The sequence below is a fragment of the Brachybacterium sp. GU-2 genome (assembly GCF_030866705.2).
Lineage (GTDB): Bacteria > Actinomycetota > Actinomycetes > Actinomycetales > Dermabacteraceae > Brachybacterium > Brachybacterium conglomeratum.
This window is the reverse complement of the sequence record NZ_CP133037.2, coordinates 209,813-229,068: the sequence shown is the minus strand read 5'-3', so window position 1 is coordinate 229,068 and position 19,256 is coordinate 209,813. Positions and strand designations below refer to the sequence as shown.

At 71.1% G+C, this 19,256-nt stretch carries 20 protein-coding genes; 7 read left to right on the top strand and 13 right to left on the bottom strand.

The genetic code is table 11. From position 1 onward, the window contains the following. Positions 1 to 166 precede the first annotated feature (166 nt). Positions 167 to 1,207, bottom strand: a complete 1,041-nt coding sequence (locus RBL05_RS01090) for a DUF4037 domain-containing protein (protein WP_308740910.1) — start codon at positions 1,205 to 1,207, stop codon at positions 167 to 169. A 229-nt stretch (positions 1,208 to 1,436) separates the two neighbouring features. Beyond that, a complete protein-coding gene (locus RBL05_RS01085; protein WP_308740911.1) occupies positions 1,437 to 2,828 on the bottom strand; it encodes a glycine--tRNA ligase in 1,392 nt (463 codons plus the stop codon). Positions 2,829 to 2,978: 150 nt separating this feature from the next. On the opposite strand from RBL05_RS01085, the gene RBL05_RS01080 reads away from it, so the two are divergent. Genes RBL05_RS01080 through RBL05_RS01060 form a run of 5 tightly spaced genes read left to right on the top strand, consistent with a single transcriptional unit; the run spans position 2,979 to position 6,788 of the window. Beyond that, on the top strand, positions 2,979 to 3,968 hold the full coding sequence (locus RBL05_RS01080; RefSeq protein WP_308740912.1) for a metal ABC transporter substrate-binding protein: 990 nt from the start codon (positions 2,979 to 2,981) through the stop codon (positions 3,966 to 3,968). After that, on the top strand, positions 3,965 to 4,741 hold the full coding sequence (locus RBL05_RS01075) for a metal ABC transporter ATP-binding protein (RefSeq protein WP_308740913.1): 777 nt from the start codon (positions 3,965 to 3,967) through the stop codon (positions 4,739 to 4,741). The genes RBL05_RS01080 and RBL05_RS01075 overlap by 4 nt, the downstream gene beginning before the upstream one ends. After that, on the top strand, positions 4,738 to 5,661 hold the full coding sequence (locus tag RBL05_RS01070) for a metal ABC transporter permease (RefSeq protein ID WP_308740914.1): 924 nt from the start codon (positions 4,738 to 4,740) through the stop codon (positions 5,659 to 5,661). Before RBL05_RS01075 ends, RBL05_RS01070 begins: the two co-directional genes overlap by 4 nt. 57 nt (positions 5,662 to 5,718) lie before the next feature. Then, the gene (locus RBL05_RS01065) at positions 5,719 to 6,165 is read left to right on the top strand and encodes a Fur family transcriptional regulator (protein WP_263310084.1); all 447 of its coding nucleotides are present in this window, start codon (positions 5,719 to 5,721) and stop codon (positions 6,163 to 6,165) included. Further along, entirely contained in the window at positions 6,162 to 6,788 is a 627-nt protein-coding gene (locus RBL05_RS01060) for a DedA family protein (RefSeq protein ID WP_308740915.1), read from the top strand. Before RBL05_RS01065 ends, RBL05_RS01060 begins: the two co-directional genes overlap by 4 nt. Here RBL05_RS01060 and RBL05_RS01055 read toward each other — a convergent pair. Both RBL05_RS01055 and recO read right to left on the bottom strand, forming a co-directional pair. Beyond that, positions 6,770 to 7,588 (bottom strand): isoprenyl transferase, encoded by an 819-nt coding sequence (locus RBL05_RS01055; RefSeq protein ID WP_308740916.1) that lies wholly within the window; start codon positions 7,586 to 7,588, stop codon positions 6,770 to 6,772. The genes RBL05_RS01060 and RBL05_RS01055 overlap by 19 nt on opposite strands. A 59-nt stretch (positions 7,589 to 7,647) precedes the next feature. Next, positions 7,648 to 8,382, bottom strand: a complete 735-nt coding sequence (recO, locus tag RBL05_RS01050) for a DNA repair protein RecO (protein ID WP_308740917.1) — start codon at positions 8,380 to 8,382, stop codon at positions 7,648 to 7,650. Positions 8,383 to 8,721: 339 nt separating this feature from the next. Here recO and RBL05_RS01045 point away from each other — a divergent pair, with 339 nt between their 5' ends. Continuing rightward, entirely contained in the window at positions 8,722 to 9,441 is a 720-nt protein-coding gene (locus tag RBL05_RS01045) for an EcsC family protein (protein WP_308740918.1), read from the top strand. A gap of 78 nt (positions 9,442 to 9,519) precedes the next feature. On the opposite strand, the gene RBL05_RS01040 is transcribed toward RBL05_RS01045, so the two are convergent. Continuing rightward, entirely contained in the window at positions 9,520 to 9,822 is a 303-nt protein-coding gene (locus tag RBL05_RS01040) for a hypothetical protein (protein ID WP_308740919.1), read from the bottom strand. Positions 9,823 to 10,012: 190 nt separating this feature from the next. Then, positions 10,013 to 10,939, bottom strand: a complete 927-nt coding sequence (locus RBL05_RS01035; protein WP_308740920.1) for a LysR family transcriptional regulator — start codon at positions 10,937 to 10,939, stop codon at positions 10,013 to 10,015. A 91-nt stretch (positions 10,940 to 11,030) separates the two neighbouring features. Between RBL05_RS01035 and RBL05_RS01030 the strand changes: the two genes are divergently transcribed. Continuing rightward, complete coding sequence (locus RBL05_RS01030; protein ID WP_308740921.1) at positions 11,031 to 12,077, top strand: EamA family transporter; 1,047 nt, start codon at positions 11,031 to 11,033, stop codon at positions 12,075 to 12,077. 270 nt (positions 12,078 to 12,347) lie between these two features. Here RBL05_RS01030 and leuA read toward each other — a convergent pair whose 3' ends face one another. From leuA to ybeY, 7 genes are all read right to left on the bottom strand, one after another. Further along, a complete protein-coding gene (gene leuA / locus RBL05_RS01025) occupies positions 12,348 to 14,165 on the bottom strand; it encodes a 2-isopropylmalate synthase (RefSeq protein WP_308740922.1) in 1,818 nt (605 codons plus the stop codon). A gap of 266 nt (positions 14,166 to 14,431) precedes the next feature. Then, entirely contained in the window at positions 14,432 to 14,839 is a 408-nt protein-coding gene (locus RBL05_RS01020; protein ID WP_308740923.1) for a PKD domain-containing protein, read from the bottom strand. A 380-nt stretch (positions 14,840 to 15,219) separates the two neighbouring features. Continuing rightward, entirely contained in the window at positions 15,220 to 15,519 is a 300-nt protein-coding gene (locus tag RBL05_RS01015; RefSeq protein WP_308740924.1) for a hypothetical protein, read from the bottom strand. Between the two features lie 95 nt (positions 15,520 to 15,614). Continuing rightward, positions 15,615 to 16,178: a DUF6318 family protein gene (locus tag RBL05_RS01010; protein WP_308740925.1), complete on the bottom strand. Its 564-nt coding sequence runs from the start codon at positions 16,176 to 16,178 to the stop codon at positions 15,615 to 15,617. Positions 16,179 to 16,359: 181 nt separating this feature from the next. Continuing rightward, a complete protein-coding gene (era, locus tag RBL05_RS01005) occupies positions 16,360 to 17,349 on the bottom strand; it encodes a GTPase Era (protein WP_318603960.1) in 990 nt (329 codons plus the stop codon). Next, positions 17,339 to 18,679: a hemolysin family protein gene (locus tag RBL05_RS01000; RefSeq protein WP_318603959.1), complete on the bottom strand. Its 1,341-nt coding sequence runs from the start codon at positions 18,677 to 18,679 to the stop codon at positions 17,339 to 17,341. The genes era and RBL05_RS01000 overlap by 11 nt, the downstream gene beginning before the upstream one ends. A 113-nt stretch (positions 18,680 to 18,792) precedes the next feature. Continuing rightward, positions 18,793 to 19,254, bottom strand: a complete 462-nt coding sequence (gene ybeY, locus RBL05_RS00995) for an rRNA maturation RNase YbeY (protein ID WP_308740927.1) — start codon at positions 19,252 to 19,254, stop codon at positions 18,793 to 18,795. Positions 19,255 to 19,256: the final 2 nt, after the last annotated feature.

Here is a 19,256-nt window from a genome sequence, read left to right as displayed (position 1 = left end):
GACGGGGCGGTGGGGCGGTGTGTGGTCATGGCCCCAGACTGCGGCGCTGCCGTTCCGCTCGGTGCGTTCTCCGCCGCGCGCTGACCAGCCCGCGACTGATCAGCACAGGGCGGAGTCGTCGAGGCGCCCTGCGGAGGAGGATGCGGACGGAAAGGGCAGCGGGTGCTCACCCGCCCACGAGCCGCCTGCGGAGCACGGGGTCGACGAGCACGCTCACGTGGTCGCTGATCTGCTCGGCGGTGCCGATGCCGGGCCGCAGCGCGCGCACCGCGGGGTCGGTGATCTCCTCGGCGAGCAGCTCCGGGAGCCCGCGCAGCCCCACATGGGGGCGGTCGAAGAAGGGCTCGATCGCGGGGTCCAGGGTGGGCAGGCCGACCTGTCCCTGCAGCGCGGCGACCTGCTCGACCAGCGCGGCGAGGGCGCCCTGCCGGGTGCGCCAGTCCTGTGCCCGCAGCACCGCGAGCACGGAGCGGCGCAGAGCATCGCCGTCCGGCAGCGCGGCCGCCGAGCGGGCGAGCCACTTCCCGTAGGGCGCCCAGCGCCGATGCAGCAGGTGGGCGAGATGGAGAAGGGTGCGCACGTGACGCGCGGCGATCACGGCGGAGCCGTCCTCGTCACCGCGCAGCCCGGCCCGGCCCACGTCGGCGAGCTCCTGGCCGATGCGGGTCCAGTCCGCGCCGATCGCGTACCTGCGCACGTCCTCCGGGTACGTGCGCAGCCGCTCCCGGATCGCGGTGATCGCCCCGGTGCCGTCGTGGAACACGGGACCGGCGGTCACCTCGAGCGCCGCCTGCCCCGTGAGCTGCAGCCAGTCCACCAGGTCGAGCGGCGCGGCGCCGACGAGGCGCTGCGGGGCGATCCCCACCCGCGAGGCGGCGAAGTCCGCGGCCGAGGCGACCTCGGCGCGCTGGCGGACCACCGGCTCCCAGGTCGTCGCGAAGCGCACGGGGTGGCCGCGCCACTGCGTCGCCAGCTCCCGCTCGAGGAGCGCGTCGACCTCCTGCGCCGCGCCGCCCTCGACGAGCAGCGTGAGGCGGAGGCCCCAGTCGTGGTCCCTCGACTGCGCGTCGTCGAACCCGAGCACGTCGGAGCCGGAGCCCAGCCGCGCCGCGGCGTACGGGAGACCAGGCAGCCGGCGCTCCAGCAACGGCGCCACCACCTCCCGGTGGTACGCGGCGGACAGCTCGAGGCCGGAGGCGCTGCTCATGCGGAGCACTCTGCCATCCCCGCGGCGCGGCGTGTCACGGACGGGCGCGTGGCGGCACGACATGGCGATACAGCCATCTCATGTCGCCACGCGCCCGTCGGCGACGCTCGGCGGCCTCGGACCCGCGCGGTCCCGGACATCCGCGGTCCCGGACACCGGTCAGCTCGCCGGGACGAGGACGGGGCCGACGGGGAGATCCCCGTCGGCCCCGTCGGCCGTGCTGTGCGGCTCAGGCGCCGATCAGGCGCGCGGCGAGGTAGGACTCGACCTGGTCCAGCGCCACGCGCTCCTGGGTCATGGTGTCGCGCTCGCGGATGGTGACGGCCTGGTCCTCGGCGGTCTCGAAGTCGACCGTGAGGCAGAACGGGGTGCCGACCTCGTCCTGGCGGCGGTAGCGACGGCCGATCGCCTGGGTCACGTCCATCTCGACGTTCCAGTGCCTGCGCAGCGACTCGGCGAGCTTCTCGGCGCGCGGCACGAGGTCCTCGCTCTTGGACAGCGGCAGCACCGCGGCCTTGACCGGGGCGAGGCGCGGGTCCAGGCCCAGCACGGTGCGCTTGTCGACCCCGCCCTTGGCGTTGGGAGCCTCGTCCTCGCGATAGGCGTCGACGAGGAAGGCCATCATCGAGCGGGTCAGGCCGAAGCTCGGCTCGATGACGTAGGGCGTGTAGCGCTCGTTCGCGGCCTGGTCGAAGTACTGCATCTTCGTGCCGGAGGCCTCGGTGTGGCTGGTCAGGTCGAAGTCGGTGCGGTTGGCGACGCCCATCAGCTCGCCCCACTCGCTGCCCTGGAAGCCGAAGCGGTACTCGAAGTCGATGGTGCCGGCCGAGTAGTGGGCGCGCTCGTCCTCTGGCACGTCGAAGCGGCGGAGGTTCTCCTCCTTGATGCCGAGATCCACGAACCAGTTCCAGCACTCCTCGACCCAGGCCCTGAAGTGCTCGTCGGCCTCCGCGGGCGGGGTGAAGTACTCGATCTCCATCTGCTCGAACTCGCGGGTGCGGAAGATGAAGTTGCCGGGGGTGATCTCGTTGCGGAACGCCTTGCCGATCTGGCCGATGCCGAAGGGCGGCTTCTGCCGGGTGGCGGTGACGACGTTGAGGAAGTTGACGAAGATGCCCTGGGCGGTCTCGGGGCGCAGGAAGTGCAGGCCGGCCTCGGAGGAGACGGGGCCGAGGTAGGTCTTCACCAGGCCGGAGAACTGCTGCGGCTCGGTGAACTCGCCGCGCATGCCGCAGTTGGGGCAGGGGACCTCGGCCAGCCCGCCCTCGGGGGCGCGGCCCTTCTTGGCCTCGAAGGCCTCGATCAGGTGGTCCTCGCGGAAGCGGTTGTGGCAGCTGCGGCACTCCACCAGCGGGTCGACGAAGGTCGCGACGTGACCGGAGGCCTCCCACACCCGCTTGGGGAGGATGATCGAAGAGTCCAGGCCCACCATGTCCCCGCGGGACTGGACGAAGGTGCGCCACCACTGGCGCTTGATGTTCTCCTTGAGCTCCACGCCCAGGGGGCCGTAGTCCCAGGCGGAGCGGGAGCCTCCGTAGATCTCACCGGCCTGGAACACGAAGCCGCGCTTCTTGGCGAGAGCGATGACGTTGTCCAGCGTGCTGGCGGGGGCCTTGGCCACGGGGAGACTCCTGGTGACGGTGCGATCAGAACGCGCCCAGCATAGTCATCGGCCCAGGACGCCGCTCGCGTGTGAGCGTCCCCACGCGCACCGGCTCCGCAGGGCCTCCCCACTTGCACCACGGCACTGCCATTGGTGAGAATGATTGTCATGTCGCATGCCTCCCCTCTTCGCCGCCGCACCCTCCTGTCCGCCCTCGGCCTCGGCGCCGGTGCGGCGCTCCTGGCCGCCTGCGGGGAGGGCACGGCCGCCGACGGGGACGGGCTGTCGGTCGTCACCTCGGCCTACCCGCTGAGCTTCCTGGTCACGCGGATCGGCGGCGAGCACGTCGCCCTCACGGATCTCACCACGCCGGGGGCCGACGCCCACGGCCTCGAGCTGTCCGTGAAGCAGACCATGATCGTCGAGGAGGCCGACCTGGTGCTGCAGATCCCCGGCTTCCAGACCGCGCTCGACGACGCCATCGCCTCCCAGGGGGGCGACAACGTGCTCGACGTCTCCTCCGTGATCACGCTCCTGGCGGCCGATGCCGGCAGCGCGGAGGAGGGGCACGCCGGGGAGAGCGAAGAGGAGCACGCCGAGCACGCCGAGGAGGGCGACTCCCACGAGGGCCACGACCACGGCCCGAACGACCCCCACTTCTGGCACGACCCGCTGCGGATGGCGGATCTGGGCGACGCGATCGCCGCGCGCCTGGGCGAGCTCTCCCCCGAGCACGCCGAGGAGTTCACCTCCGCCGCGGCCACGGTGCGCGAGGAGCTCGAGCAGCTCGACGCCGAGCTGACCTCCGCCTTCGAGGAGGTGGCCGATGAGCGACGCACCTTCATCACCAGCCACGCCGCCTACACCTATCTCGCCGACCGCTACGACCTGCACCAGGTGGGGATCTCCGGGATCGACCCGGAGACCGAGCCGTCCCCGCAGCGGCTGCTCGCCCTCGAGACCGTGGTCCGCGATGAGGAGGTCACCACCATCTTCTTCGAGGCGACCGCCTCGCCGAAGGTCGCCCAGACCCTCGCCGACAATCTCGGCATCGACAGCGCCGAGCTGGACAACCTCGAGACCCAGCAGTCCCCGGAGGCGGACTACCCTGCCGTCATGAGAAGCAACTGCACCGCCCTCGCGGAGAGCTGGGCGTGAGCGCCGGGGACGGAGCCGGGGACGGACCAGTCGTCGAGATCGTCGGCGCGAGCGTCTCCCGCGCCGGCCAGCGGGTCCTGCACGACATCGACCTGAGCATCGAGCGCGGCGAGCTCGTCGCGCTGCTCGGTGCGAACGGCTCGGGCAAGTCGACCCTGCTGCGCGCCGCGGTCGGGGTGCTGCCGCTCGAGAGCGGCACGGCGCACCTGCTGGGCCGCCCGGTCTCCCAGGGCCGCGCCCACGACGGCCTCGGCTACGTCCCCCAGGAGTCGGCCGAGACCGGCTCGATCCCGGCGACCGCGCGGGAGACCGTCGCCAGCGGCCTGCTCACCGCCCGCCGCTGGTGGCCCAGCGCCCGCGAACCCCGGGTCGATGCCGCGCTCGAGGCGGTCGGGATGGCGAACCTCGCCGGCCGGCCGATCACCCGCATGTCCGGCGGGCAGCGCCGGCGCGTGATGATCGCCCGGGCCCTGGTGCGCGATCCCGAGCTGCTCGTGCTCGACGAGCCCTTCTCCGGGGTGGACGTCCCCACCCAGCAGCTGATCGCCGACCTGTTCCGCGATCTCTCCGCCCGCGGCACCACCCTGCTCGTGGTCCTGCACGAGACCGGTCCGCTGACCGATGACATCAGCCGCGCCGTGGTCCTCGACCACGGCCGCATGGTCCACGACGGCCCCGTGAGCGAGCGCCCGCACCTCGACCCCGGGCACGGACACCCCGAGGACGCCGCCCCGCTCGACGAATGCCTGGGACAGGAGATCCACCCCGCATGATCTCGATGCTGGACATCCTCACCTCCGACCTGCTGCGCTACCCGCTGATCATCGCGGTGCTCATCGGGCTCACCGCCCCGGTGGTCGGCACGTATCTGGTGCAGAAGCGGCTCTCCCTGCTCGGCGACGGCCTCGGGCACGTCGCGCTGACGGGCGTGGCCGTCGGCTGGCTCGTCGGCGCCTGGCTCTCCGCCACCCCGGCGGACCTGCTCGCGATCCCGGGGGCGCTGGCCGCCTCCGTGATCGGCGCGGTGCTGATCGAGTACGTGCGCGAGATCAGCCACACCAGCCGCGACGTGGCGCTGGCGATCCTGTTCTACGGCGGCATCGCCGGCGGTGTGGTCATCATCCAGCTCGCCGGCGGCACCTCGCAGAACCTGATGGGCTATCTCTTCGGCTCCCTCTCGACCGTGACCCGGCTGGACACCGTGATCGCGCTCGTGCTCGCCGTGGTCGTGCTCGCCATCGGGGTGGGGCTCTCCGGCCTGCTCGCGGCCGTCACCGCCGATGACGAGTTCGCCCGCGCCGCGGGCCTGCCGGTGCGGACCGTGAACGTCCTCATCGCCGTGATGGCGGCGCTGACGGTCACGCTGTCGATGCGGATCGTGGGCGCGCTGATGGTCTCGGCGCTGATGATCGTGCCGGTGGCCGCCGCGCAGCATCTGGTGGTCGGCTTCGCCCGCACCATGCGCACTGCCATGGTCATCGCGGTGCTGTGCGCCGTCGGCGGCCTGGTGATCACGGTCTACGTCGACCTCCCGCCGGGCGGCGTGATCGTGCTGCTGACGATCGCGGTGTACGTGGCCGCGCTCGTCGTCCGCTCGCTGCTCGCGGCGCGACGCGGCCGGCTTGCGGGCGGCCCCGGGCCCGCGGCCGCGGACGCCGCCCCGTCGGCGGCGCATGGTCCCTCCCACCGGTGATGGTGGTCCCTCCCACCAGAGATGGAGGTCCCGCACCAGGTGGGGGACAATGAGGGCATGCAAAGGAACACCCGCCAGCGCGCCGCGATCCTCGAGACGCTCTCCCGGCAGGTGGACTTCCGCAGCGCCCAGCAGATCCACGAGCAGATGCGCGCCGACGGCGAGACCGTCGGCCTCGCCACCGTGTATCGCAACCTGCAGGCGCTCTCCCGCGCCGGGCGTCTGGACGTGCTCGTGGCGGGGGACGGGGAGTCCCTCTACCGGCAGTGCGAGGACACCGGCCACCACCATCACCTGGTGTGCCGCGAGTGCGGCCGCACCGTGGAGTTCCTCGCCCCGAGACTCGAGGCGTCCATGACCGCGATCGCCCGCGAGCACGGCTTCACCGAGGTGGACCACACCCTGGAGGTCTTCGGGCTGTGCGAGGAGCACTCGAGCACCGCCGCGCCCTCGGAGGACGAGGACGATCCCGAGGAGCCGGAGGACGAGGTGGCCGCGCGATGATGGACTGGGTCCAGTCGCTGCCGCTGCTGCCGGCGATCGCGTTCCTGTACGTGGTGATCTGGGCGCGCGCCGGCGGCACCTATCTGGTCGGCCGCGGGGCGCGGAAGGCCGCGAACCGCGGCCGGGTGAAGAAGCTGCTGGAGTCGACGTCCGTGCAGCGCGCGACCGAGCTCGTCAACCGCTGGGGTGCATGGGTCGTGGCGCTGAGCTTCCTGACCGTCGGCTTCCAGACCGCCGCGAACGCCGCCGCGGGCCTGACCGGCATGCCTGCCCGCCGCTACCTCCCCGCCCTCGCCGTCGGCGGCCTGGCCTGGGCGATCATCTACGCGACCGTCGGCCTGGTGGCCGTGGCGGGCTGGTTCGAGCTGTTCCTCGTCTCCCCCGCCGGCGCCGTCGCCGTGCTCGCCCTGCTGGTGCTGCTGGTCGCTCTCGTGCTGCACCATCGACGCCGCACGGGCGCCCGGGCCGCCCTCGTCGCGACCCTCGCCGAGAGCGAGGTCGCGACCGAGGCCCCGTCCGAGGTCGGCACCGACCGGCCGACCGCGACGGAGCCGGCCGCCGCGCCGGCTCGGCCCGCGCAGACCGCCGCGGCCGAGCGGGTCGCTCAGAGCCCTGCGGACTGAGCCTCCGGCGCATCGGGGGCGTCGACCGCTCCCCCGTAGCGCCGATCGCGCCGCGCGTACTCCGTGATCGCCCGCCACAGCACGCGGCGGTCCACGTCCGGCCACAGCTCGGGGACGAACACGAGCTCGGCGTAGGCGGCCTGCCAGAGCAGGAAGTTGGAGGTGCGCTGCTCGCCGCTGGTGCGCAGGAACAGGTCCACGTCGGGCATGTCGGGGTCGACGAGATGGCGCTGGATCGTCTTCTCGCTGATCCCGGAGCCCTTGAGCCGCCCTGCCCGCGCCTCCTCGGCGATCTCGCGCACCGCGTCGACGATCTCGGCGCGACCGCCGTAGTTCACGCACATGTACAGCGTCATGCGGGTGTTATTGCGGGTACGCTCCTCGGCCTCCTTGAGCTCCCGGATCACCGAGCCCCACAGGCGCTGCTCGCGGCCGATCCACACGATCCGCACGCCCCAGGAGTCCAGGGTGTCGCGCTGGCGGCGCAGCACGGAGCGGGAGAAGCCCATCAGGAAGCGCACCTCCTCCGGGGACCGCTTCCAGTTCTCGGTGGAGAAGGCGTAGGCGCTCAGGTGGGTCACGCCGATCTGGAGGGCGCCGGCGACGACGTCCAGCAGCGCCGCCTCCCCGGCCTCGTGCCCTGCCGTGCGAGGCAGGCCCTGACGGTTCGCCCAGCGGCCGTTGCCGTCCATCACCACCGCGACGTGGCGAGGGATCGTGGGGGCCGGCAGCTGCGGGGGCAGTGCGCCGCTGGGGTGGGCGAACGGCTCCTGGTACCCGTGACGGGATGCGCCGGGCATGCGGGGTCCTCCTGGATCGTGCGGGATCGTGCGGGCCGTGGACCCGCCCGGGATGGGGATCAGCGTTCGACGTAGTGCAGGGAGCGGACCGAGCGCTCGAGATGCCAGGTCACCGTGTCCTCGATGAGGCGACCCGCCTCCTGCTGCACGGTCTCCTCCGCATCGGTCACATTCTCCCAGTCCCCGGCGAGCAGGAAGATCATGTGCTCGATCGTGGACTGACGCACCGCGATGGCGCCCGGCCGACGGCAGGCCGTGCAGACCAGGCCGCCCGCACGCACGTCGAAGGCGTGGTGGGGGCCGTCGGCCCCGCAGGAGGCGCAGACGCGCAGCTCGGGTGCCCAGCCGGAGACGGCGAGGGTGCGCAGCAGGAAGGAGTCGAGCACGAGCGGCGGGGCGATGCGGCCCTCGGCCATGGCGCGCAGCGCGCCGACGAGCATGAGGAAGCCGCGCTGGTTGGGATCGACCATCTCGTCGGTGAGCCGGTCGGTCGTCTCGAGCATGGCGCTGGCGGCGGCGAAGCGGGAGTAGTCCGCGGTGATGCCGACGGCGAAGGCTTCGATCGTGATGACCTGGGTGACGGTGTGGAGGTTCCGCCCGGTGTGCAGCTGCACGTCGACCAGCGTGAACGGCTCCAGCCGCGCGCCGAAGCGACTGCCGGTGCGGCGCACGCCCTTGGCGACGGCGCGGACCTTGCCGTGCCGCCGCGTGAGCAGGGTGATGATGCGGTCCGCCTCGCCCAGGGGGTGGGTGCGCAGGACGATCGCATCGTCACGGTAGAGCTTGCTGGCCATGGTGCTCCGAGCCTACGCCGCAGGCACGACGCATCGGCGGAGGCGACGGCCGAGGCGGACGGGACCTCGCTCACGCCGGGCCGTGCGGCGTCCTCGCCGGGCCGTGCGGCGCTCGCACCGCGCGGCGCCGCGCTCTCGCCGGGCCCTGCAACGCACTCGACGTGTCGCACCGTGCGCTCCTACCGGACGGCGTCTCGCCGCACCCGCCCCCGTCGGACTCCCCCACCGCGTGGTCCGCCTGCGCGCCTGGGCGGCCGCGGCACGGCATGATGGGCCTCGTGCCGCACCCGCCGCGGGCGCGACACCGACCGCCGGACACCGACGACCAGGAGGACGCCCATGGGGATCTTCGGCATGCTGCGCCGCGACGACACCGCCAGGAGCACCGCCCGCGACGCGATGCGCGAGGCCCGCACCGAGAAGGCGGAGACGAGCCCGAACGGCGCCGTGCAGCGCATGATCGACACCGTCCGCGACATCGGCCTGGACGGGAAGCTCACCTATTCCTCCGCCGCCGACGTCGCGAGGAAGGCGCAGCGCGGCCGGGCCCGGAAGCGGCCGGAGAAGGCGGTGCGCCGGATCGTCCGCAGGCACCGCCGGGGCGTCACCGCCGGCGGCTTCCTCACCGGGCTCGGGGGCGTGGTGACCCTGCCGGTCCTGCTGCCCACCAACGTGATGGAGTTCTACATCCAGGCCACCCGCATGGTCGGCGCGATCGCCGTCGTTCGCCGCTACGACCTGGACGACGAGGAGGTGCGCGTGCGGGTGCTCGCGACGCTGCTCGGCGAGGAGTCCGGGGACGTGCTGAGGAACATCGGCCTGAGCCCCGTCGCCGGCGCCGCCGCCCGCAGCGTGGCGGGGAGGCTCCCCGCTTCCCCGCACTCGGCCGTGGTCTCCGCGGTCGGCGGTCGGCTCATCCGGCGCTTCGGCCTGCGCTCGGCGCGCCTGTTCGGCAAGGCGATCCCGGGCCTCGGCGGCGTGCTCGGCGCGCTCTCCGACCGCAAGCAGCTGAACCGGATCGCGGAGGCCGCGAGGAAGGGCTTCCCGGAGGTCGGCTGAGCCGGGTCGTGGCCGCACGCCGGCGGGGTCGCGGGCGCGGCGGCCGGCCGCCCGTTGCGCCCGCCCCTCGGCCGCCTCTCAGCCCCTGCGGCCGACGGCGAAGACGCGGCGGAAGGGCAGCACCACGCCATGCCCGTCGTGCGGATACGCGCGGCGCAGCCGGGCCTTGAACTCCTCCTCGAAGCGCGGCCGGAGGTCCTCGGGAAGGGCCTGCAGGGTGGGACGCGTACCGGTGCCGGCGACCCAGTCGAAGACGGGGTCGGGGCCGTGGAGGACATGGAGGTAGGTGGTCTCCCAGGCGTCCACCTCGAGGCCCGCCTGCTGCAGCGCCCGCAGATAGGTCGCGGCGTCGTGCGAGGCCGGCGAGGCGATGCCCTGCACGTGCGGGGCGTAGTGCTCCTCGGCGGCGAGCTCGCGGCGGATCGTGGGGCTGGGTCAGCAGCGTGCCGAGCAGGATGACGATGCCCGCCGCCGCGGCCGTGAGCACCCTGGAGCTCGCGAAGGCGGGTGACGGAAGCCGTTCAGGGCGGTGTCCACCGAAAGGAGGAGCGGCGGGGCGTCGGGCCGACTCTCAGGCCCCGAGCCGGTCCAGTCCGGGGAGGTCGCCGAGCGCGTCGGCCGCCTCGAGCAGCGCGGCTCGGAAGGCGAGCAGGGAGGGATGCTCGCGCGCTCCTGCGCGCGCCGCGGTGTAGAGGCCGCGGTGGGGGTCGCCGGGCAGGCGCAGCACCCGGGTGCCGCCGAGGTGCTCGGCGGCGATCAGGCCGGGTACGAAAGCCGCGGCATGACCGGAGCGGACCAGGTGCACCTGCAGGAGAGGGTCGGGGGTGTCGAAGCGGACCCACGGCTCGATCCCCGCCGAGCGGAGGTAGGTGCGCTCCCATGCCCCGGTGCGGGTGTCCTCCGGGTCGAGCGCCCAGGGCATCTCGGCGAGGTCCTCGAGGCGCCGCGCCCGGGAGGCGGGGCCGTGGTCGGGCAGCACCAGCAGAAGCGGGTCCTGCAGCAGGTCCTCGCGGTCGGTGCCGCGCCGGACGACCTGCTGACCGCCGGGATAGTCCTCGCCGAGGATCACCTCGAACCGGTGCGCGAGCAGCCCCTGATAGGCCTCCTCGACCTCGCGCTGGGCGATCTCGATCCGCAGGTCTGGGTGACGCCGCTCCAGCACGCTCACCGCCACCGGCGCGAGCGCGATCAGCGGGGTCTGGAAGGAGGCGACGCGGAGCACTCCCCCGGCCTCGCCCTGGGCGCTGACGAGCTCGGCCTCGGCCGTCTCCATCAGCCCGAGCATCTCCTCGGCCCGACGGGCCAGCCGTGCGCCCGCGTCCGTGAGGACGACGCGGCGTCCGGCCTGCTCGAACAGGGTGACCTTGGACTCCCTCTCCAGCTGGGACAGCTGCTGGGAGACGGCCGACGGCGACATCGAATGCTCCCGCGCGATCGCCGACATCGTCTCCAGCCTGCGCAGTTCCCGCAGGAGGAACAGCCGGTGCAGGTTCAGCATGCGCACCCCTCTCGATCGGCCATGTCTGCTTCACGGTACACGTCGAGAACATTCGCTGGACCCGGCTGGACCGCGGGGGCAGAGTGGACTCGTGACCACCTCTTCCACCTCCTCGACCACGGCGACCGCAGGCGTCGGCGGCGGCGCCCACTCCAGCGGCGTGCCGATGACGCCGATCCTGTTCATCCTCGGCTCGTGCATCTCGCTCCAGTTCGGGGCGGCTCTGGCCACTCAGCTCTTCCCGGCGATCGGCTCCTGGGGCACGACGGCGCTGCGCCTGGGCCTCGCCGCAGCCGTGCTGATCGTGATCGTGCGCCCGAAGGTGCACCGCTTCACGCGGCAGCAGTGGCTGGGGGTGGCCGCCTTCGGCGTGGCGGTCGGCGGTATGAACGGAGCCTTCTACGCCTCGATCGACAGGATCCCGCTGGGCACGGCGGTGGCGATCGAGTTCCTCGGACCGCTCGTGCTGTCCGCCCTGCTGTCCACGCGCCGCACCGATCTGCTGTGGGTTCTGCTCGCGCTGGGAGGCGTGAGCCTGTTCGGGTTCGAATCCCTCACCGGTGCGGCCTCCCTCGACGTGCTCGGCGTCGTCTTCGCACTGGTCGCGGCGGTTTTCTGGGCGCTCTACGTGCTCGCCAGCGCGCATGTGGGACGCATCGTGCCCGGGCAGGACGGCCTCGCCGTCGCCATGCTGATCGGCGCCCTTGTCGTGCTGCCGCTCGGCGCGCCCGGCGCCGTCGCCGGCATCGCCGAGCCGCGCCTGCTGCTGATCGCGCTGGGCACTGCGCTGCTCGCCTCCGTGCTGCCGTACACGCTCGAGCTCTCCGCGCTGCGCCGCCTGCCCCGTCACGTCTTCGGCATCATGCTGAGCCTCGAGCCGGTGGTCGCGCTGTTCGCGGGCGTCCTGCTGCTGAGCCAGGAGATCACTCCGCTCCGCGTCGCGGCGGCGGTGCTGGTGGTCGTCGCGAGCGCCGGTGTCACCCTCACCGCCCGCTCGCGCCCTGCCGGGGAGCCGCAGCCGATCGACGAGGCGCCGGGCTGGGAGCTGCCCACGCCCACCCATGCGACGCTGACCGGCGAGATGCCGATCCTCACCGAGGACGACCTGCGCGAGGACGGCGACGCATCCACGCGCTGAGCGGCGGCGCCGCGCTCAGCAGCGCCGTACCTCACTGACCGCTCTCGCAGCGGGCGGCACTGCGGCCAGATCCCCACGGCGCCGCGCCGCCGACCTCACTGGTTGATCGACGATCCGTACCACTCCCCGGGATTGATCGACGGGAGGTACCACCGAAGTGGTACCTCCCGTCGATCTCGTCGGCCGCATCGGGGATCCATCGCGCCCGGTTGTGCCGGTGTCGGGTCCCCGATGCCGCGGCAGGGCGCATCCGCACCCGGCCCGGCCTGCTCAGGCCCGGGAGCGGGCGTTGCGGTTCAGCGCGGAGGTGATCGCCTCGAGGGAGGCGCGGGTGATCGAGCCGTCGATACCGACGCCCCAGAAGATGCGGTCGTCGATCTCGCACTCGATGTAGGAGGCGGCGAGGGAGTCGTCGCCCTCGGTCAGGGCGTGCTCGGCGTAGTCGAGGATGCGCACGTCGATCTTCCGCTCGGCCAGTGCCTTGACGAAGCCGTCCAGCGGGCCGTTGCCGATGCCGGTGATCTCGTGCTCCTCGCCGTCGACGACGAGGCTGACGGTGATGCGGTCGGCGCCGTCGCCCGCGGACTCCTGGCGCACGTCGCGGAAGCTGTAGCGGCCCCAGCGACGCGAGTCGTCCTTCGTCGGCAGGTACTCGTCGGAGAACACGTCCCACAGCGCCTCGGGGCTGACCTCACCGCCGTCGGAGTCGGTCCTCTGCTGGACGATGCCGGAGAACTCGATCTGCAGGCGGCGCGGGAGGTCCAGCCCGTGCTCGGTGCGCAGCAGGTAGGCCATGCCGCCCTTGCCGGATTGCGAGTTCACGCGGATCACGGCCTCGTAGGAGCGGCCGAGGTCCTTGGGGTCCACGGGCAGGTAGGGCACGCGCCAGACCATGTCGTCGAGGGCCTTGCCGGCCTTCTCGGCGTCGGCCTCCATGCGCTCGAGGCCCTTCTTGATGGCGTCCTGGTGGGAGCCGGAGAAGGCGGTGAACACGAGGTCGCCGCCGTAGGGGCTGCGCTCGGGGACGGGCATCTGGTTGCAGTGCTCGACGGTACGGCGCACCTCGTCGAGGTCGGAGAAGTCGATCTGCGGGTCGATGCCCTGGCTGAACAGGTTCAGCCCCAGCGTCACGAGGTCGACGTTGCCGGTGCGCTCGCCGTTGCCGAACAGGCAGCCCTCGATGCGGTCGGCGCCGGCCAGGTAGCCGAGCTCGGCGGCGGCCACGCCGGTGCCGCGGTCGTTGTGGGGGTGCAGGGACAGCACGATCGAGTCGCGGCGATCGAGGTGGCGGTGCATCCACTCGATCGAGTCGGCATAGACGTTCGGGGTCGCCATCTCGACGGTCGCCGGCAGGTTGATGATCATCTTGTTCTGCGGCGTGGGCTTGATGACGTCGATGACGGAGTTGCACACACGCAGGGCGTACTCGAGCTCGGTGCCCGTGTAGGACTCCGGGGAGTACTGGTAGGTGACGGCCGTGTCCGGGATCGTCTCCTCGTACTTCTTGCACAGCAGCGCGCCCTGCACGGCGATGTCGAGCACGGCGTCCTCGTCGGCGCGGAAGACGACGTCGCGCTGCACGACCGAGGTGGAGTTGTAGAGGTGGACGACGGCGCGCTTGGCGCCCGAGATCGCCTGGTAGGTGCGCTCGATGAGGTGCTCGCGGGACTGGGTGAGGACCTGGATCGACACGTCCTCGGGGATGCGGTCCTCCTCGATGAGGGTGCGCACGAAGTCGTAGTCCGTCTTGGAGGCCGACGGGAAGCCGACCTCGATCTCCTTGTAGCCCATCTTCACCAGGAGCTCGAACATGCGCAGCTTGCGCTCGGAGTTCATGGGATCGATGAGGGCCTGGTTGCCGTCGCGCAGGTCGACCGCGCACCAGCGGGGAGCGCGGGTGATGCGGCGGCTGGGCCAGGTGCGGTCGGGGAGCTCGACCCGGATCTGCTCATGGAAGGGCAGGTACTTGTGGGTCGGCATGCCCGAGGGCTGCTGGGGCGCGTCGCCCGTGCTGCCGACGACAGGGGTCGCGGGGTCGGCCTCGGCGGCGACGGTCGCGGTGTTTGCGGTGCTCGTGGAGTCAGTCATCTTCAGGTCCTTCTCGCTGGGTTTGCCGGTCGCCGGACAGCACGTCAGCCGCGACAGGTTCCCGGCGGTTCAGGACCCGTCGCGGCGTCTAAGCAGGAGCAGCGATCCACGCACGATGGCCACGTTAGCACCGTCACGCAGGCCGCTCGGGGCGGCTCACGATGCGAACAGTCGCGGGGTCATTGCGCCTCCGCCGACGCCCGCCCCGAACCCCAGCCTCAACGCATGCTGCGTTCAAGACCGCGACTGCCATGCGGGCCCTAACTTCAGATCTCGCGATGACGTGCGTCGGGATCCTGCGGGCCTTCGGTCTCCCGAGAACGCTCGGGCACCCACGGATCCTCGTCTTCGTCCACAGGCACGTCGCCGTTCACCAGTCGGGATTCGAGAGACTTCGAGTAGAGCGCGATCGGTTCGGAGGCAACCTCGATCGTGCCGTCGATGCCCTGCCACTCACCGCCGTCCACGGAGAATTGGCCGGCGAAGGTCGTCGTCAGCGTGACGTCGTACCAGCCCTCCCCCGAGTACTTCGCCGACACCTCCTCCGACGGGTACGGCTTGCCTGGCTTACTCGTGGTGATCGTGTTCCCGTCCCCGAGATCCCAGTGGTACGAAGTCGGGATCGCCCGCACCGCCACCGGCGTGCCGAGAACTTCAGTCTGCAGCGTCTGCACTTCGTGCTCCGCATGGAGCACGTTAACCATCCCGGTTGGCAACCAGCCGCGATCCGGCCCAGCGCTAGCGGCCGATGGCTTCACCGGAAGCTCAGCGAAATCGCTCTGAGTGACGATGATGATGACGGGCTCTGCTGCACCCTCATCGGCAGCTTCTCGGCTCGCTCCGGCCGTTTGGGGGGCTCGCGCGGACGGTACCGCGCATGAATACCCGTTGGAAGTTTCCGCGCCAGACCTCGTGTTCTGCGTGATCGACTCGAAAGTGACAGAACCTGCTTCCCGAGGCCCGGAAGAACGCGGCGTTGCCAGTACCTCACCGCCGAACACTGTGTAATCCGGTGCCGCAGTACACGAGCCGCGTGCCGCTCTACAAACTCCACTCACACAGTCGACGCCTCCGTGGTCAGGAGCACGTTGTAAGCGAGTAATGAAGTCTGGTACCGGAGTCGACGGAACGTCTGGAACGACGCCTTCTCGAGAACGGCTATGCGACGACTCTCGATCCCGCCCACTAGCACCGCCGGAATCATCCGACGACCCTGTCTCCGAACGACCCTTTTCGTGATATTCTTGAGCACCATAACCGAACCCAGCCTGCGTCGCTTCGCCTCCACGGTCGCCTTCCGGTCGAGCGCCGTCACTTCGATCTTCTCCAGAAGCTTTATCGGCTTCATCGCCATCTGCGATTGCGGAATATGAGCCAGCCGCCGTGACCACACAAACAATGAGCATCGCCACTAGCAGTCTGAGCCGCTGAGGGAATCGTTCACCGAGCTCAAGAATCGAATGCATCGGGCCCCCACTCCCCCTGCAAGCCTTCAACAATCCACATGTCGTTCGACCAGACCATCCCACCAGTTGTAACGTACTCCGTTTCACTCACCTGCTTCGAGCCGCCAGCCTCGAAGTCGGGCTCCAGATGCTCCGAAAGAATAAACGAGTAGCTCACTTCCTGATCGAAAGTATCACCTGGATAAGCTTCAATCTGGTCATCTATAAGCGAGTATTCACCCCAATAGGAACCGGCCTCCTGAAGCTTTGGCAGGTCGCTGTTCAGCTCTGCACACCCCGTGCACCCCTGGCCTTCCAGACTCCTAAGTACTTTGTCGTCCCCGGTTCGATGAGTCCACATCGACACAGCGATGTAGTAGCGGAACGCCTGCTCCGCCCCCTCGGGCGTGTTCTCGTCCATCCCCGGATAGTCCGCAGGATCCGGCGCGGGCACGTCCGGCGCCGCGCTCGGCGAGGCGTCGTCGCCTCCCCCATCGCTCGCGGCGCCGTCATCGCCACCCCCATCGCTCGATCCGGAGATGTCGATGCTGGGCGGCGGCGTGGTCACGGGGCCGTCTCCGCCCTCACCGCATGCGGCGAGTCCGAGGAGGAGCGTGCAGGCTGCGGCGGCGCTGAGGAGGCGTCGGGGCATGGGTGGTGCCTTCCGAGGAGTGGGACGGATCACCCTTACGGTACTCAGCAGTCACCCAGGTCCGCCATCGAACCCCGGAAATGTGGACAACCTGCTGTCAGAATCCCAGGCGACCCAGCTGCTTCGGATCCCGCTGCCATTCCTTCGCGACCTTGACCCGCAGGTCCAGGTGCACCTTCCGGCCCAGCAGGGCGTTGATCTCGCTGCGTGCCCGGGAGCCGACCTCCTTCAGGCGCGAGCCGCCGCGGCCGATGATGATGCCCTTCTGGCTGTCGCGCTCCACGAACAGGGTCGCCCGCACCACGAGCCGTCCGGTGCCGGGCTCGACCGGGGTGAACGCATCCCCGTCGGGGTCGACCTCGACGACCTCCTCGACGACCACGGCGATCGAGTGCGGCAGCTCGTCGCGCACGCCCTCCAGCGCCGCCTCGCGGATCAGCTCGGAGATGCGGTCATCGCGGGTCTCCTCGGTGAGCTGGTCGTCGGGATAGAGCTGCGGGCCCTCCGGCAGCTGCCGGGTGACGACGTCCATCAGCACGTCGATCTGCTCGCCCTTCACGGCGGAGATCGGCACGATCTCGTCGAAGTCCATGAGCTGGTCGACGTTCATCAGGTGCTCGGCCAGTACGTCGCGCCCCACCAGGTCGATCTTGGTGACGATCGCGACCACACGGGGTCCGCGTCGGCCGGTGCGCATCTCGACGAGGTCCTCGGCGATGAACCGGTCGCCGGGGCCGATCTTCTGGTCGGCGGGCAGGCAGAAGCCCACCACGTCGACCTCACCGAGGGTCTCGCGCACCAGGTCGTTCAGCCGCTCCCCGAGGAGCGTGCGGGGGCGGTGCACTCCCGGGGTGTCCACGAGGATGATCTGGGAGTCCTCACGGGTGACGATGCCGCGGATCGCGCGCCGCGTGGTCTGCGGCTTGGTCGAGGTGATCGCGACCTTCTCCCCCACCAGCGCGTTGGTGAGGGTGGACTTGCCGACGTTGGGCCGGCCGACGAGTGCGACGAATCCTGCCCGGTGCACGCTGCCGCTCTCAGCTCCGGTGCCGTCGGCGGTGCCGGGCACCTGCTGCTCATCGCTCATGGGGATCCTCCTGGTCTCGGTGCTCGTCCTCGTCGTCGGCCGCCCTGCTCACCAGCACGGTGGAGAGCCGTTTGCGCCGTCCCGCGGTCCGCTCAGCCTCGAGGTCGAGGCCGTAGGCGGTGGCGGTGCTGCCGGGGATCGGCACCCGCCCGGTGATCTTGGCGAGCAGCCCGCCGACGGAGTCGATGTCGTCGTCGTCGATGTCGAGGCCGAACAGCTCCCCCACCTCGGACAGGCTCGCACGGGCGGGCACCCGGTAGCGGCCTCCGCCGAGGTCCTCGATCTCGGGCTCGCGCCGATCGTGCTCGTCGGCGATCTCGCCGACGATCTCCTCGAGGACATCCTCGATGGTGACGATGCCGGCCACTCCCCCGTACTCGTCCACCAGCACCGTGATGTGCACATGGCTGGTCTGCATCTGGCGCAGCACCTCGTCGGCCGGGACGAACTCGGGCGCGAACCGGGCCGGGCGCATCACCTCGCTCACGGGCCGCTGCGGGCGCGGGTCCCAGGGCGAGTGGATCGCGCGCATCACGTCCTTGACATAGAGCATGCCGCGCAGGTCGTCGACGTTCTCGCCGATCACGGGGATCCGGGAGAAGCCCGAGCGGACGAACAGCCGCATCGCCTTCTCGGCGCTGGAATCGGCGGTGATGGTGACCATGTCGGGACGGGGCACCATCAGCTCTCGCACCATCGTGCCGCGCAGGTCGAAGACGCCCTGGATCATGTCGCGCTCGCCGTCGCGGACGTGCTCGTCCTCCAGGGCGCGGTCCACGTTGCGGCGAGCCTTCTCAGCACGCTCCTCGGGATCCTCCTGGCTGCCGGCGCGGGCGGCGAGGGACGCGCCGAGGTTCGCGAGCGCGCTCGCGGGCACCCACAGCACCCACCGCATCACGGCGACGAGGCCGCGGGAGGAGACCAGCACCGATTCGGCGCGACGTCGGCCGATGGCGCGCGGGGAGATCGCGAGCATCAGCAGCGCCATCAGCCCGGCGATGAGCAGCGTGGCCAGCAGCGGCAGCGCCCAGCCCTCGCCGGGTCGCAGCTCGGCATGGGCGGAGAAGCAGATCGCGGCGATCGCCGTGACCATGACGGTCTCGCCGAGCACCCGGCCCAGGGAGACGGAGGCGAGGGTGCGGCCGGAATCCGCGTGCTGGTGGAGGACCCGCTCACGGACGGCGCCGGGCTGGTCCGCGACCGCCTTCTCGAGCGTGCCGCGGCTGACGGCGAGCTGGGCGGCGTCGACCGCGGTGAGCACCGCCGAGACGACCCCGCCGACGAGCGCGAGCGGGACGAGCACGAGCAGGGCGAGGCTGAGCGCGCTCACGCACGCCCTCCTCGGGCCGTCGGGCGCGGGGCAAGGGCCGCACCGCACGGGTCCGACGGGGCGATCGGAGCGGCGCGGTGCCCGGGAGGTTGATCAGGCTGGGACATCGCGGCTCAGGCGCTCGGCCGTGAGGCGAGGAAGGTGAGCAGGAGCTTGCGCTGGAGCTCGAACATCATCGTGCGCTCGTCCTCCTCCATGTGGTCGTACCCCAGCAGGTGGAGGATCGAGTGGACGGTCAGCAGCAGCATCTCCTCGACGGCGCTGTGCCCGGACTCGGCGGCCTGCTTCGCGGCGACGCTCGGGCACAGCACCACGTCGCCCAGCAGTCCCTCCGGAGCGGGGTGCTCGGGGGTGCCGGGGGTGAGCTCGTCCATCGGGAAGCTCATCACGTCGGTGGGGCCGGGCAGGTCCAGCCACTGCACGTGCAGCTTCTCCATCGCCTCCTCGTCCACGAAGATGATCGACATCTCGGTGGCGGGGTGGAGGTGCATCGCCTCGAAGACGAAGCGGCTCAGCTCCACGAACTCGCGCTCGTCGACGACCGCGGTGGTCTCGTTGCGGATCTCGATGGTCATGC